The sequence below is a fragment of the Geobacillus sp. PK12 genome (assembly GCF_004123125.1).
GTDB lineage: Bacteria > Bacillota > Bacilli > Bacillales > Anoxybacillaceae > Geobacillus > Geobacillus zalihae.
This window is the reverse complement of sequence record NZ_SDKL01000010.1, coordinates 1-13,966: the sequence shown is the minus strand read 5'-3', so window position 1 is coordinate 13,966 and position 13,966 is coordinate 1. Positions and strand designations below refer to the sequence as shown.

The following is a 13,966-nucleotide window of genomic DNA, read 5'->3' as shown; positions in this document are numbered from 1 at the left end:
GATGGAAAAGGGTATCCGTACGGGCTGAAAGGGGAAGAAATCCCGAAATTGGCCCGCATTTTGTGTATTATCGACTCATTTGACGCCATGACGACCGAGCGGCCGTACCAGCCGACGAAAACGTTTGAAGAGGCGCTTGAGGAAATCGAGCGTTGCGCTGGGACGCAGTTTGATCCCGTGTATGCGGCGAAGTTTGTCGCGTTTGTGCGCGAGCATTATTTGCCGCTTGCCGAGATGGAGCAACTGAATTAAGCGACAGAAGGCACTTGCCGATGGCAAGTGTTTTTATTTTGGTTTTGAATGTTTTTGAATGGTTTTTCTTATTTATTGAATGATATTGATAGAAAATGAATGTTTTTGATTGATTTTTTCGTTGTCTTGGGATATGATAGAGTTGTAAGCGATATCCCCGATGATCGGAGGTGGGAGTGTGCTGACAGAAGAACGTCACCGCCTCATTTTGGACCTGTTGGCGCAAAAAGGGGTTGTCAAGCTGCAAGAGCTCGTTGACGCGACCGGGGCGTCAGAGTCGACGATTCGCCGTGATTTGACGCAGCTTGAGACCGAAAAGAAACTGCGCCGTGTGCACGGCGGGGCGGCGTTGTTGCAGCAAAAACGCGAAGAATTAAGTGTGTCGGAAAAGTCGCTGAAATATATAGAGGAAAAGCGGCGGATCGCCGCCTATGCGGCCAGCTTGGTGCAAAAAGGAAACTGCATCTATTTGGACGCGGGAACGACAACGCGGGAAATGATTCCGCACTTGGCTGGCAAAGAGGTCATCGTGGTCACGAACGGCGTGATGCATGTCGAGCGGCTGCTTGAGCATAACGTCACGACGTATTTGGTCGGCGGCATGATCAAGCCGAAAACGAAGGCGTTGATCGGGCGGGGCGCCATCGAGTCGCTGCGGCAGTACCGCTTTGACCAATGCTTCATCGGCGCCAATGGCGTTCATTACGATTATGGTTATACGACGCCGGATCCGGAAGAAGCGCTGGTGAAATATACGGCGATGCAGCTGGCGCAACGTGCGTATGTGCTTGCTGACCATTCGAAGTTGAATGAAAGCTCGTTTGCGAAAATTGCGGATTTGCATGAAGCGGTGTTGATCACCGATGAATTGGATGAAGAGTGGAAAGATTTGTATCGAACTAAAACAACGGTAGAGGTTGTGGCTCCATGATTTACACATGTACGTTGAATCCATCTGTGGATTATATCGTTCACCTCGATGAGCTTCATGTTGGCGAACTGAATCGTTCGCTGAAAACGTTCACATTTCCAGGCGGGAAAGGGATCAACGTATCGCGCGTGTTGAAGCGTTTCGGTGTTGACAGCACGGCGCTTGGATTCGTCGGCGGGTTCACCGGCGGGTTCATTGAAAGCGAGCTTCGGAAAGAAGGCATTGCTTGCGATTTTGTTCATGTCCCAGGGCAAACGCGCATTAACGTCAAACTGAAAGCGGGGCGGGAGACGGAAATTAACGGTGAAGGCCCGATGATTGCCGATGACGATGCCGCGCAATTGATCGCGAAAGTCGGAGCGCTTTCGGCCGGTGATGTGCTTGTTCTCGCTGGAAGCGCGCCGACGTCGCTGTCGGCGGACATGTACGAGCGATTGGCGGCTCGAGCGGTGAAACGGCGTGTTCGTCTTGTTGTCGATACGAGCGGTCCGGCGCTCGAGGCGCTGCTCGCCTGCCGGCCGTTTCTTGCCAAGCCGAACCACCATGAGCTGGCCGAACTGTTTGGCGCCGCTGTGCTGACGAAAAAAGAAATCATCCTCTATGGCCGCCGGTTGGTTGAAAGAGGAGTGGAACATCTCATTGTGTCAATGGGCGGCGCGGGGGCGTTTTACTTCGGCCGGGAAGCAACGCTGTTTGCCGAAGCGCCAAAAGGAACGGTGAAAAATTCGGTCGGGGCGGGCGATTCGATGGTCGCTGGATTTTTGGCCGCCTGGGCGAGCGGAACATCCATTGAGGAAGCGTTTGCTTACAGTGTCGCCGCTGGAAGCGCGACCGCGTTTTCGGAAGATTTGTGTACGAAAGAGGAAGTGGAAGCGCTCGTCGACCGCGTCCATATCGTGCATTTATAAATTGAAAATAAAGGGGGATTGGGCCAATGAAGATTACAGATTTGTTGACAAAAGAAACGATGATTCTCGCGCTTCAAGCGAAGACAAAGGGCGAAGTCATTGATGAACTGGCTGAAAAGCTTGCCGAAGCGGGAGCGGTCAGCGATGTGGAAGCGTTTAAGCAAGCCATTTGGGCGCGGGAAAAACAAAGCACGACCGGCGTTGGCGACGGCATCGCCATTCCGCACGCCAAAACGGCGGCGGTCAAGCGCCCGGCGGTGGCGTTCGGCCGTTCAGTGGAAGGCATTGATTATGAGTCGCTCGATGGCAAGCCAAGCCATTTGTTTTTCATGATCGCCGCGCCAGAAGGCGGGGAGCAGACGCACCTTGAGGCGCTCGCCCGCTTGTCGTCGATGTTGATGGATGCATCGTTCCGTGCTCAGCTTGAAACCGCTTCAAGCGAGGAGGAGATTATCCGTTTGGTTGCCGCGAAAGAAAGCGAGCAAGAAGCTCCACAGCAAGCGGTGCGGGCAGGGAACGGGCGGAAAGTGTTGGCAGTAACCGCTTGTCCGACCGGAATCGCTCATACGTATATGGCCGCTGATGCACTGAAGGCGAAAGCAGCCGAAATGGGGGTATCCATCAAAGTCGAGACCAACGGCTCAGATGGAGTGAAAAACGCTCTCACCGCACAGGAGATTGAAGAAGCCGCGGCGATCATTGTCGCAGCCGATAAACAAGTCGACATGGACCGTTTTGACGGGAAACCTGTCATCCAAGTGCCGGTCGCTCGTGCGATCCGCGAGCCGGAGAAGCTCATCGAGCAGGCGCTCCGCCAAGACGCGCCGATTTATCGGGCAGGCGGTGCGGCGCGGGGCAGCGTGGGGGCGGCGAAACCGCGCACCGGTTTTTACAAGCATTTGATGAACGGCGTATCAAATATGCTTCCGTTTGTCGTCGGCGGCGGGATTTTGATTGCCATTTCCTTCACGTTCGGCATTAAAGCGTTTGACCCGAACGATCCGTCGTATCATCCGTTTGCCAAACTGTTAATGGACATCGGCGGCGGCAATGCGTTCGCGTTGATGGTTCCTGTGCTGGCCGCATTCATCGCCATGAGCATTGCCGACCGGCCGGGGTTTGCGCCGGGGATGGTCGGCGGTTTTCTGGCGGCGAACGGCGGGGCGGGTTTCTTGGGCGGATTGATCGCTGGCTTTCTGGCCGGGTATTTGGTCGTCGGGCTGCGCAAACTGTTCAGCCGCTTGCCGCAGTCGCTTGAGGGGATTAAACCGGTGCTGCTCTATCCGGTATTCGGCATTTTCCTCACCGGCGTCATTATGATGTATGTGGTCATCGATCCTGTCAAGGCGTTGAATGAAGGACTGAAACATTGGCTTTCCGGCATGGGAACAGCCAACTTAGTGCTGCTTGGTGCGGTGTTGGGAGGTATGATGGCGGTCGATATGGGCGGACCGATCAACAAAGCGGCGTATACGTTTGGGCTGGCGATGATTGAAGCTGGCAACTTTGCGCCGCATGCGGCGATTATGGCTGGCGGGATGGTGCCACCGCTCGGATTGGCGCTGGCGACAACGTTCTTTAAAAAGAAATTCACGAAAGCCGAGCGGGAAGCCGGAAAAACGTGCTATATCATGGGCGCTTCGTTCATTACCGAAGGGGCGATTCCGTTTGCCGCGGCTGACCCGGTGCGGGTCATTCCATCGATTATCGTCGGATCGGCTGTTGCGGGAGCGTTGACGATGTGGTTCCATATCGGGCTGCCGGCGCCGCACGGAGGGATTTTCGTCATCCCGATCGTCAAAGGCAGTGCATGGCTTTATATCTTGGCTATTTTGATTGGTTCCATCGTAACCGCATTGATGGTCGGGTTGTGGAAAAAAGAAGTGGAAGAATAATAGAAGAAGAGGCGTTTCGCCAAAGGCGGAGCGCCTTTTTTGTTATGGAGTTTGCTATTTTTCTTACCAAATTTTCATGACAATGGTCATTTATCATGATAAAATGAACGGTTGTAAATGAGAGGAGAACCCATGATGAACACGTTTTTGCAGCTGAATACGATTTTTATCAGCATATTGATTGAATCGTTGCCGTTCGTCGTGCTCGGGGTGTTTGTTTCCGGAGTCATTCAAATGTTTGTCAGTGAAGAGACCGTACAACGGTGGGTGCCGAAAAACCGCCTTTTGGCCATTGTTTATGCCACATTGCTTGGAGTGTTTTTCCCTTCATGCGAATGCAGCATCGTGCCGATCACCCGCCGTCTCGTCGCCAAGGGGGTGCCGCTTTACGCGGCCGTGCCGTTTATGTTAACGGCGCCCGTCATCAATCCGGTTGTGCTGTTTTCGACATATATCGCCTTCGGAAGCAGTTGGACGATGGTATTGTGCCGGGCGCTGTTCGCTTGCGCCGTCGCCGTCGCTGTCGGTGCCGTGATAGCGATTCGGCATGAAGGCAGCGAGTTGCGCCATGAACGGCGCGAGATGCCGATGATGCCCCGTACTTGGAAAGAGAAAATCGTCGGCACCCTGCGCCATACGATCGATGAATTTTTTGCGACCGGGAAGTATTTGATCATTGGGGCGTTCATTGCTTCGGTGATGCAAACGTATGTGAAAACGTCGGCGCTTGTGTCGATCGGCAATGGGAAAGTGGCGGCCTCTTTGGTCATGATGGCGCTCGCCTTCGTGCTGTCGCTCTGTTCCGAGGCGGACGCCTTTATCGCCTCGTCGTTTCAAAGCACATTTCCGTTTCACGCGCTGGCAGCGTTTCTCGTTTACGGGCCGATGCTCGATGTGAAAAATACGCTCATGTTGTTTCAGTCATTCCGCGCCCGGTTTGTGTGGAAACTGATTTCCTATATCACGTTGTTTGTGTTTGCCGGATCGCTATTGATCTAGCAAGGAGGTGGCGGCATGATTCGCATGTATATTTTGCTTGGGTTTGCGTTTTTGTTTTTTCATTTATATATTACTGGAGAGTTGAGCAAATACATTAATATGCGGTATTCGTATATTTCGTTTAGTGCGATGTTTGTGTTTGCTTTTTTAACGATCGTGCAATTTGTGCTGGCAAGCCGCAACGAGGAACCGCACGATCATGGGGAAGAATGCTGCGGCCATCATCATCATGAGCCGTCCGCGCGCTGGAAGCGGGCGGTGAATTACCTTATTTTTGTTTTTCCGCTTGTTTCCGCCTTCTTGTTTCCCGTTGCGACGCTGGATTCTGAAGTCGTAAAGGCGAAAGGGATTCATGTTCCTGGGATGGCGGCTGACAGCAGCGATCCGTTTGCCCAGCGGCAGTTTTTGCGTCCGGATACGAGCATGTATTATGGGCGGGATGATTATCAAAATGCCATGGAAAAAGAGCTGAAAAAATACAGCCGTCTCCCTCGCTTGGAGTTGAATGATCAAAATTATTTAAATGCCATGGAAACGATTTATCAGTTTCCTGGCGAATTTGCCGCCCGCGACATTGAATTCACCGGGTTTGTCTACCGTGAAGAAACGGCGCGCGCCAATGAGGCGTTTCTCCTTCGCTTTGGAATCATTCATTGTGTTGCGGATTCAGGGGTGTACGGGCTGCTCCTTCAGTTTCCAAAGACGGCGCCGCTTCAAAATGATGAATGGATTCATGTGAAAGGTACGCTATCCACCATGTATTACCAGCCGTTTCATATGACGCTTCCGTATGTAAAAGTGACGTCATGGGAGAGGGTGGCCAAACCGAAGGAGCCGTACGTATACCGCCAATTCAATGAATAAGAGCGAGCCGCGGACTGGCTCGCTCTTTTGGATAAAGTTGCGCTCATTCCTTTTGCCGCGCTTGTTTCACCATGGTGATTGCGCTTGTTTGGCTGAACGAATTGTCGAATGGGGAAAGGGCCGTCAACGCTTGGGCGGCATCGATCACCTCGCCGAGTTTCAAGCAAAGCAAGCGCTCCTCTTCCAATCCGCGCCGCCGCCATTCAGCCCATAGGCGGTCAAGCGCTTCTTTCGGCGTATCGTCCGCGAGGCGGAACGCCCCGTAATGCATCGGCACAAACAGCCGGGAGCGGCAGTCCAAAAACGCCTGCACCGCTTCTTCGGGTGTGGTGTGCTGCGGCCCCATGAACCATTCCGGTTCGTACGCGCCGATCGGCAAGAGCGCATAGTCGATGGAAAAGCGTTCGCCGATGTCGCGAAAGCCGCGGAAGTAGCCGCTGTCGCCGGCGAAGTAGATGGTGGGCGCGCCGTTTGATGTGATCACCCATCCGCCCCAATGCGACGTGTTCGTGTCCCACAGCGTCCGCCGCGTCCAATGCTGGGATGGAACAAACGTCAGCGACACATCACGGAAGACGACCGTTTCCCACCATGACAGTTCGGTGACATGGCGGTAGCCGCGGCGGCGGAACAAGCGGCCGAGGCCGACCGGCACGAACACGTGCGGATCGCCTTTTAAGCGGCGGAGGCTGCCGAAATGCAAATGGTCGTAGTGGCCGTGGGAGATGAGCACAACGTCCACGGGCGGCATCTTGTCAAGCGGAACGCCGGGAGCCGTCAAGCGTTTGGCCGCGCCCATCCAATTCGCCCAGACGGGATCGGTGACGATGGTGATGCCATTGAGTTGAACGACAAAGGTCGAATGGCCGACCCAACAGAGCTGCGGCCTGCCATTCGGCTCCTGAAGCCTCTCGTATTGAGGCGGTGAAACATGCGGCACGACGTAGGACAAATCTTTTTGTTTTTGTTTCCGCTCCCGCTGCCAGCGGCGGAAATCGGCCCATGTTTTGTGCGTCGAGACGCCGTCTAAGTTTTCATAGCGCTTGGCCAACGATTTCTCACTCCATTTTTTGTGTTATATTATTTAGAGTAGCAAACCTTTTTTGCGAAGTACAAAATGTTTGCCCAGGTGGTGGAATGTATGCTTCGTTCGTTTACAATCCGCACGGCAAAGCGGGATGAAATGATCGACATTACTTCATTCGTCGAGGAGACGGTGCGCCAGGCTAACGTGACGGAAGGGATCGCTGTCGTTTATTGTCCGCATACAACGGCTGGCATCACCATTAACGAAAACGCGGATCCAGATGTCAAGCGCGACATGATGCGCCGCTTTGATGAAACATATCCGTGGGAGCATCCGCTTGACCGCCATATGGAGGGAAACACAGCCGCCCATATGAAAGCGAGCACGGTTGGTGCGTCGCAGCACGTCATCATTCATGAAGGCCGCCTGCTCCTTGGGCGGTGGCAAGGCGTCTATTTTTGCGAGTACGATGGGCCGCGCCACCGGACGTTTTACGTGAAAGTCATTGGAGGATGAAACCATAATTATATTATGTGAATATTAAACATAAGGAAAGACGATGGCTGAATCATACCGTCAGCAAATGGGGAAAAGCATAGAAAAGACCCGGGCGAATCGTTTGCCCGGGTTTTTCTATTGGCAAAAAGCCGGCTGGCGCCGTTGCCCTTACGCCGGCGTCGTCAAAATGAGCGGTCCGTTTTTCGTAATGGCGATCGTATGTTCATATTGCGCTGAATACGAGCCGTCGATCGTTCGCGCCGTCCAGCCGTTCGGATCCATTTTGCTTTGCCATGCCCCCATGTTGACCATCGGTTCGATCGTGATGACCATCCCTTCCTTTAAACGCATCCCTTTTCCTTTTTCACCGAAGTGGGGGACATACGGTTCTTCGTGGATCGTCGGGCCGATGCCGTGTCCGGTGAAATCGCGGACGACGGAAAAGCCGTGCGCTTCGACGTACGTTTGAATGGCGTGGCCGATGTCGCCGATCCGATTGCCGAGAACGGCTTGCTCGATTCCTTTATAGAGCGACTGCTCGGTGACGTTAAGCAGTTTTTGCACGTCTTCACCGACGTCGCCGATGGCGTACGTCCAGGCGGAATCGGCGAGCGCTCCGCGCAAATTGACGACAAAGTCGATCGTGACGATATCGCCTTCTTTCAGCGGCTCGTTGCGCGGAAACCCGTGGCAAATTTCATCGTTAATGGAAGCGCATGTCGCATACGGATAGCCGCGGTATCCTTTTTGTTCCGGTTTGGCGCCGTATTTAGCCAAAAACGTTTCAACGAACCGGTCGATTTCCATCGTTGTGACGCCCGGTCCGATGCGTTTGGCGATCTCTTGATGACAGGCGGCCAAGAGTTTCCCCGCCTCGCGCATCAATTGAATTTCCCGTTCCGTTTTGACGTGAATCATGCAACTGTCTCCTTTTCCCTCGATGTGTTTCGCTTCGATAAGTATTGTAGCAAAAAGAACGGTGATGTGAAACCGCGGCAATCCATTCTGAACTGCGGATCGATTCCAAGATTTCACCTCAAAATAGGATGCGAAAGAGGCGAAGATGCTCAGGAAAAAGAAAGGCCCTTTGATGGGGCATACAGAATTTCGAGTGATTGATCCTTGCCTGCAAAAAGCTTTTCCAGCTCGCCTCTGCTATGTCAAAAGGCGGCAAACAGCTGTTTTTCTTTATCAGAAATCGTTGAGGAAGAAGGAGACGGTGCGAGCGGCAAATAAATCGACACCGTCGTTCCTTTATGTATTTCGCTTTCGATGCGAATCGTTCCGTTCATCGATTCAATGATGCGGTAGACGACCATCATCCCGAGCCCCGTGCCTTTGACGCCTTTCGTCGTAAAATACGGTTCGCCAAGCCGTTCGAGCTGTTCTTTCGTCATGCCAACGCCGGTATCGGCGATGCGGATGAGCACGCGTCCGTTGTCAATGGAGACGTATACTTGCAACGTCCCGCCGTTAGGCATCGCTTCGATGGCGTTTTTCATTACGTTGAGCAAACATTGACGGAATTTTTCGCGCTCACCGATGACGGAAAATGGCGCAAGCGTCGCTTGAATATCGACGCAGCTCATATTGGCGAGCGGGCGGAGGATGTCAATGACTCGCTCGATTTCGAGCTTCACGTTCAGCTTTTCCGGCGTCTCGGGCGCCGGCTTGGCAAACGTCAAGTAATCGGTGATGATCGCTTCAGCTCGGTCAAGCTCCTCAATGGCGATGCGCGCATACTGGCGGCGTTTGTCGGCAGCGAGCGGCTGCTCTTCGATCAGTTGGATAAACCCACGCGCCGCGGTGAGTGGATTGCGAATTTCATGGGAGATGGAAGCAGCTAAATGGGTGACGGCTTCCATTTTCTCGGCCCGAATCACTCGTTTGCGCAGCGCGATGTTATGGTGCACCATTTCCTGAAACGAACAAACGATGAGCATGCTGATGGGCTGTACAAACAAAAAGATAAGCGCAACGGAAGGCGGAGGAGAAACCGCAGCAGCCATCCACTCCGCTATGGCGACGGTCAACAGGCCAGAGCCGAAGCTGAGCGATACAGCGAACAGCGTGCGCTGTTTGGTTGGCAGCTCGACAAACCGTTTTGTCAATAAACTGCTTGTTGCAGCGATGGCGATGGAAACGACGACGGTGACGAAGACGCCAGCTCCGCCGAACAGCGAGCGGTAGGCGATCGATGTCAACGCTAAAACCGTCGCCGCCCCCGCTCCGCCGTACAAACCGCCAAGCCATAGAGGAATTTGCCGCAAGTCGAAGATGAAATCATTCTCTGTTCCGACCGGGAGGGTGATGCATAACATGATCACGACGGCGTAACAAATGGTCGGCAAATAAAGGCGGAATCGTTTTGGCCTCTTCTCCTGCTCCGTACAGAGGGGAACGAGGAACACCGGCAGAAGGATGAAAAACAAGTTGAGCAAAAAGTCTTTAAAAATATTCAGCATCGCGGCACCTTCTTTCCCATCGTCAAGCTGCATAACCAGAATTTCTACAAAAACTGCGAATATATTACATTGTAACCGGAAACCGACCCGCATGTTAAGGTCGAATTCATAGCCTTTTTTTGATATAAATCTTGTTTTTTCGACAAGAGCAGGAAAAAAGAACTATTTTTTGTTTATTTAGTAAAGTAGCGGTTTATTATTATCAAACTATTTTGTAATATTTTAATTGTATATATATTCTATCATAGTGAAGGAGGGGTTTTTCTGTCTAAGCGTTCGATCACTTCACTCGTTGCCGCGCTGTCGCTCGGCATCGGGCTGTGGGCATCTCCGGCGGAAGCGCCGAAAGCGGCTAACGCCCCCGGCATTCCGGCTGTGAAGCAAGGGGGACCGGTCGATTTTGCGATTGCCAATGAGGAAAAGCTGGCGGAAATGTTGAAACGGAGCGGAAAGCTTCGCGCTGATGCGACTCCTGCTGAGGTGGAACAAGCAGTGCGCGACTATTTGCGGCAAAAGGCGATTCATATGCCGCGAGGAAAAGGAGAATTATACGATAAAGAGGCAAAGCGCGCCGAGGCGATGCAGGACGGACAGCAGACAAATGGCGTGCTGAACGGGAAAGGGAAAAAGCTCGGACAATCGAAAACGGCTTCCGTGCCATCCGTCAAGCCGGAGCCATGGAACGGCGGCAAGCGGGTCGACCGTGTACTCGTTTTGCTCATCGAATATCCGGACTTTCCGCATAACAACATTCAGCCAACTGAAACGGATATGTATTATAAAGATTATACACGCGAACATTATGAAGATATGATTTTCGGCGGCGATGACGGCTATTACGATGGGCCGAATGGCGAGAAGCTTATCTCAGTAAAAAAATATTATGAAGAGCAATCAGGCGGCAGCTATTCCATTGAAGGAAAAGTGGCAGGCTGGTATCAGGCGAAGTATCCGGCTAAATACTATGGCGGAAATGTACCGGCGCCGGATGGCAATGACGCCAATCCACGGGCGCTTGTGCGCGAAGCGCTGGCGGCAGCCGCCCAGGACCCGACCATTGATTTGCGTGAGTTTGACCAAGAGGATCGGTATGATTTGGATGGCGACGGCAATTATCGCGAACCGGACGGTTTGATTGACCATTTAATGATCATTCACTCCAGCGTCGGAGAAGAATCGGGCGGCGGTTCGCTCGGCGGCGATGCCATTTGGTCGCACCGCTGGAATTTAGGATCGGTGTACCGCATTCCGAATACGACGACGGATGTGCCGTATTGGCGCGGTCAACTGGCGGCTTACGATTATACGATTGAACCGGCTGACGGGGCGGCGGGGGTGTTTGCTCACGAATACGGCCACGATTTAGGGTTGCCGGATGAATACGATACGATTTACTCCGGTTTAGGCGAGCCAGTTGCCTATTGGTCGATTATGTCAAGCGGAAGTTGGGCGGGACGCATTCCGGGCACCGAGCCGACCGGCTTCAGCGCCTGGGCGAAACAGTTTTTGCAGTCGACAATGCCCGGCAGCAACTGGCTGAGCGGAACGACCGTTGAGTGGAACGAAGTGACGCAAAACGGTGTTGAAGTCGTGCTCGATGAAGCGAGCACGAAAGGGACGAACAACGATGCCGTGCGCATCAATTTGCCGAAAAAAGAGACGGTCGTCACTATTCCGCCAAGCGGTGCGTATGCATATTTCTCCGGCAGTGGAAACAACTTAGATCATACGATGTCAACGACGATCGATTTGACGGGAGCGTCCAAGGCGACGCTGGCTTTTGATACATGGTATGCGATTGAGAAAGACTGGGATTATGGGGCGGTAGAAGTAAAACCGCATGGCAGCAACGAATGGACAACAATTCAAGGAAACATTACGACGACCAACAATCCGTACGGGCAAAACCCGGGCAACGGCATTACCGGTACGTCAAACGGCTGGGTGAAGGCGGAATTTGACTTGTCGGCCTATGCAGGACAAACGATTGACCTTCGCTTCCATTACATCACTGATGTAGCGGTGTCGGAAGCTGGGTGGTATGTTGACAACATTCAAGTGACGGCAGATGGCGCAGCTGTGCTTGCCGACGGCGCCGAAGGGGACAGCTCCTTTGTGATGACCGGCTTTGAAAAGAGTAATGGTAAGCGATACTCGGATCATTACTATTTGCTTGAATGGCGCAACCACCGCGGCGTCGATGAAGGGCTCGCCCATATTTTGCGCGGCGGCCGGCTCCTTTCGTACGATCCAGGTCTTGTCGTCTGGTATGTAGATGAAGGCTATGACAACAACTGGACGGGCGTCCATCCGGGCGAAGGGTTTCTTGGCGTTGTGGATGCCGACCAGCATACATTGAAATGGTCGGGCAACACGACAGCGTCGACTCGCTATCAAGTGCACGATGCGGCGTTCAGCCTGCAAAAAGGAGCCTCATTCCGCGTGGCGATCAATGGCTCACAGCTGATCGACAACGATACATCGCCGACGCCGGTGTTTGACGACAGCCGGTCGTATGACAATAAAGGGGCCGTTGACGCCGGCCGGAACGTGCCCAACTATGGCCTAAAAATCCGCGTCATCGGTGAAAGCGCTGACCGCACGGCAGCGCGCGTGTTGATCTACCGCTGACAACCTCCAAAGGCGCACGGAACATTTCCGTGCGCCGAGCATTTGTCGACACGGTTTGTCATCCCTTCGTCGAATTTGTTGATTTTTCTTTCCCCCTTTTTTCCGCTTTTTCCGTTTATAATCATAAGTAGGATTGGATGAGAAGGGGGAACAAACAGAATGGAATGGTATGAACAGCTGTCGGCGTGGATTGCCGAGAAGCAGCCGGTGCGTGTAAAAACCTATCAAGGGGAAGTGGTCGTGCTGCCGGTTAAGCTGTATCAGGACACCCGCAAATTGTTCGTTTACAACCGTCAAATGCGGCTGATGAATATTCCGTTGGACCGGATCATTTCCGTCGAGCCGACGCGCATCATCGGTTCCTTTGACCGTCGGGGAGAAGAGGTCATGGTACATACTCGTTGAACGGAGGGCACGCGTCTTTGGGCGCGTGTTTTTTGATGGTGGTCGGCTGTTTCTGCCTGCGGTCTGTTCTGTTGCGCTGGGCGCTATACCCAATGAAGGCGGCATTCGCGTTGCGATGTGCCAGGGAGCGGAATGGTTTTTGTTGCATAGGCAAAGACCATCTTTTAGAATGGAAAGGACGAACGACTGACCATAAGGGGGAAGGGACATGCATGGCAAACGGATTGCCTTGTGCGCGTCACGCAAACTGGACGAAATGACAACGCTTATTGAAAAGCAAGGAGGAACGGCCATCATTCGTCCGGCGCAAGGGACCGTCTTTTCAAAGGGAAGCGAACTGGGAGAGGAAATGCGAACCGTCATCGCCATGCGGCCGGACTGGATCGTATTTACGACGGGAATCGGCTTTGAGGCGCTGTTGGAAGCGGCCGACCGGGAGGGAATGGCTGCCCAATGGCATCGAACGATCAAGGAAGCGAACGTGGCTGCCCGCGGCTATAAAACGGTGGCAGCGTTGAAACAAATCGGCGTCACTCCGGTGGCAGTAAGCGAGGACGGGACGACGAAAGGGTTGATTGCTGCTCTTTATGGGCACGACTTTGCGGAAAAAAACGTTGTTGTACAGCTGTATGGCGACACTGCGCCAAGGCTTCGGCAATTTTTCCTTGAGCGTGGCGCGTCCTATACGGAACTACTTCCATACCGGCATGTCGCTCCGGATGAGAAGACGCTTGAGACGCTATACAATGAAGTTGTCGGTTGTGAGGTCGATGCCGTCTGTTTTACATCGGCGATGCAAGTCCGCTTTTTCTTTTCGTTCGCCCGCGAGAAAAAAGAGATCGCACCGCTGCTTGACGCGTTTCGCACCGATGTCGTGGCCTGCGCCGTTGGCAAAGTGACAAAAGAAGCATTGGAAGAAGAGGGAGTCGATCGCGTCATCGCCCCGGAACATGAGCGGATGGGAGCGATGATCGTGACGCTCGCTCGGTATTTTGATGCCCAAGCCCTTTAGGGGGCTTTTTTGTTTTATATAAATTGTTTATCCTATTACTCACATTTCGCACCCTCCCAACGAAAATCGGGAGGATTTT

Annotated in this window: 13 protein-coding genes; 10 read left to right on the top strand and 3 right to left on the bottom strand. The window is 53.1% G+C overall.

Features of this window, described 5'->3' with window-relative positions; translation table 11 throughout:
• The 6 genes from ETR37_RS05350 to ETR37_RS05325 form a co-directional block, all read left to right on the top strand.
• Nucleotides 1-252 (top strand): HD-GYP domain-containing protein (locus ETR37_RS05350; RefSeq protein ID WP_304999987.1); only part of this gene is annotated, 252 nt, incomplete at its 5' end.
• Between the two features lie 178 nt (nucleotides 253-430).
• On the top strand, nucleotides 431-1,183 hold the full coding sequence (locus tag ETR37_RS05345; RefSeq protein ID WP_081132609.1) for a DeoR/GlpR family DNA-binding transcription regulator: 753 nt from the start codon (nucleotides 431-433) through the stop codon (nucleotides 1,181-1,183).
• Nucleotides 1,180-2,091: a 1-phosphofructokinase gene (gene pfkB, locus ETR37_RS05340; protein WP_081132608.1), complete on the top strand. Its 912-nt coding sequence runs from the start codon at nucleotides 1,180-1,182 to the stop codon at nucleotides 2,089-2,091. Before ETR37_RS05345 ends, pfkB begins: the two co-directional genes overlap by 4 nt.
• Nucleotides 2,092-2,117: 26 nt before the next feature.
• Nucleotides 2,118-3,986, top strand: a complete 1,869-nt coding sequence (locus tag ETR37_RS05335; protein ID WP_129447007.1) for a PTS fructose transporter subunit IIABC — start codon at nucleotides 2,118-2,120, stop codon at nucleotides 3,984-3,986.
• Nucleotides 3,987-4,118: 132 nt separating this feature from the next.
• Nucleotides 4,119-4,985, top strand: coding sequence for a permease (locus ETR37_RS05330; RefSeq protein WP_129447006.1), 867 nt, complete (start codon nucleotides 4,119-4,121; stop codon nucleotides 4,983-4,985).
• A gap of 15 nt (nucleotides 4,986-5,000) precedes the next feature.
• Nucleotides 5,001-5,849 (top strand): TIGR03943 family putative permease subunit, encoded by an 849-nt coding sequence (locus ETR37_RS05325; RefSeq protein WP_060787902.1) that lies wholly within the window; start codon nucleotides 5,001-5,003, stop codon nucleotides 5,847-5,849.
• 43 nt (nucleotides 5,850-5,892) lie between these two features.
• Here ETR37_RS05325 and ETR37_RS05320 read toward each other — a convergent pair whose 3' ends face one another.
• On the bottom strand, nucleotides 5,893-6,900 hold the full coding sequence (locus tag ETR37_RS05320; RefSeq protein ID WP_013523837.1) for an MBL fold metallo-hydrolase: 1,008 nt from the start codon (nucleotides 6,898-6,900) through the stop codon (nucleotides 5,893-5,895).
• 90 nt (nucleotides 6,901-6,990) lie between these two features.
• Here ETR37_RS05320 and ETR37_RS05315 point away from each other — a divergent pair, with 90 nt between their 5' ends.
• Nucleotides 6,991-7,392, top strand: a complete 402-nt coding sequence (locus ETR37_RS05315) for a secondary thiamine-phosphate synthase enzyme YjbQ (protein ID WP_013145243.1) — start codon at nucleotides 6,991-6,993, stop codon at nucleotides 7,390-7,392.
• A gap of 150 nt (nucleotides 7,393-7,542) precedes the next feature.
• Here ETR37_RS05315 and map read toward each other — a convergent pair whose 3' ends face one another.
• Both map and ETR37_RS05305 read right to left on the bottom strand, forming a co-directional pair.
• On the bottom strand, nucleotides 7,543-8,292 hold the full coding sequence (gene map, locus ETR37_RS05310; protein ID WP_013145244.1) for a type I methionyl aminopeptidase: 750 nt from the start codon (nucleotides 8,290-8,292) through the stop codon (nucleotides 7,543-7,545).
• Between the two features lie 242 nt (nucleotides 8,293-8,534).
• Nucleotides 8,535-9,839 carry an ATP-binding protein gene (locus ETR37_RS05305; protein ID WP_060787947.1) on the bottom strand — a complete coding sequence of 435 codons (1,305 nt, stop codon included), beginning with the start codon at nucleotides 9,837-9,839 and terminating at the stop codon, nucleotides 8,535-8,537.
• A gap of 264 nt (nucleotides 9,840-10,103) precedes the next feature.
• Here ETR37_RS05305 and ETR37_RS05300 point away from each other — a divergent pair, with 264 nt between their 5' ends.
• From ETR37_RS05300 to ETR37_RS05290, 3 genes are all read left to right on the top strand, one after another.
• Nucleotides 10,104-12,470: an immune inhibitor A domain-containing protein gene (locus ETR37_RS05300; RefSeq protein WP_060788106.1), complete on the top strand. Its 2,367-nt coding sequence runs from the start codon at nucleotides 10,104-10,106 to the stop codon at nucleotides 12,468-12,470.
• 159 nt (nucleotides 12,471-12,629) lie between these two features.
• Nucleotides 12,630-12,875, top strand: a complete 246-nt coding sequence (locus tag ETR37_RS05295) for a hypothetical protein (protein WP_060788105.1) — start codon at nucleotides 12,630-12,632, stop codon at nucleotides 12,873-12,875.
• A gap of 208 nt (nucleotides 12,876-13,083) precedes the next feature.
• Nucleotides 13,084-13,887: a uroporphyrinogen-III synthase gene (locus ETR37_RS05290; RefSeq protein ID WP_015374922.1), complete on the top strand. Its 804-nt coding sequence runs from the start codon at nucleotides 13,084-13,086 to the stop codon at nucleotides 13,885-13,887.
• Nucleotides 13,888-13,966: the final 79 nt, after the last annotated feature.

Excerpts from the sequence above, each read along its gene's own strand:
- ETR37_RS05325 (WP_060787902.1), top strand. The coding sequence starts at position 5,001 with ATGATTCGCATGTATATTTTGCTTGGGTTTGCGTTTTTGTTTTTTCAT.
- ETR37_RS05290 (WP_015374922.1), top strand. The coding sequence starts at position 13,084 with ATGCATGGCAAACGGATTGCCTTGTGCGCGTCACGCAAACTGGACGAA.
- ETR37_RS05335 (WP_129447007.1), top strand. The coding sequence starts at position 2,118 with ATGAAGATTACAGATTTGTTGACAAAAGAAACGATGATTCTCGCGCTT.
- ETR37_RS05315 (WP_013145243.1), top strand. The coding sequence starts at position 6,991 with ATGCTTCGTTCGTTTACAATCCGCACGGCAAAGCGGGATGAAATGATC.
- map (WP_013145244.1), bottom strand. The coding sequence starts at position 8,292 with ATGATTCACGTCAAAACGGAACGGGAAATTCAATTGATGCGCGAGGCG.
- pfkB (WP_081132608.1), top strand. The coding sequence starts at position 1,180 with ATGATTTACACATGTACGTTGAATCCATCTGTGGATTATATCGTTCAC.
- ETR37_RS05305 (WP_060787947.1), bottom strand. The coding sequence starts at position 9,839 with ATGCTGAATATTTTTAAAGACTTTTTGCTCAACTTGTTTTTCATCCTT.
- ETR37_RS05330 (WP_129447006.1), top strand. The coding sequence starts at position 4,119 with ATGATGAACACGTTTTTGCAGCTGAATACGATTTTTATCAGCATATTG.
- ETR37_RS05295 (WP_060788105.1), top strand. The coding sequence starts at position 12,630 with ATGGAATGGTATGAACAGCTGTCGGCGTGGATTGCCGAGAAGCAGCCG.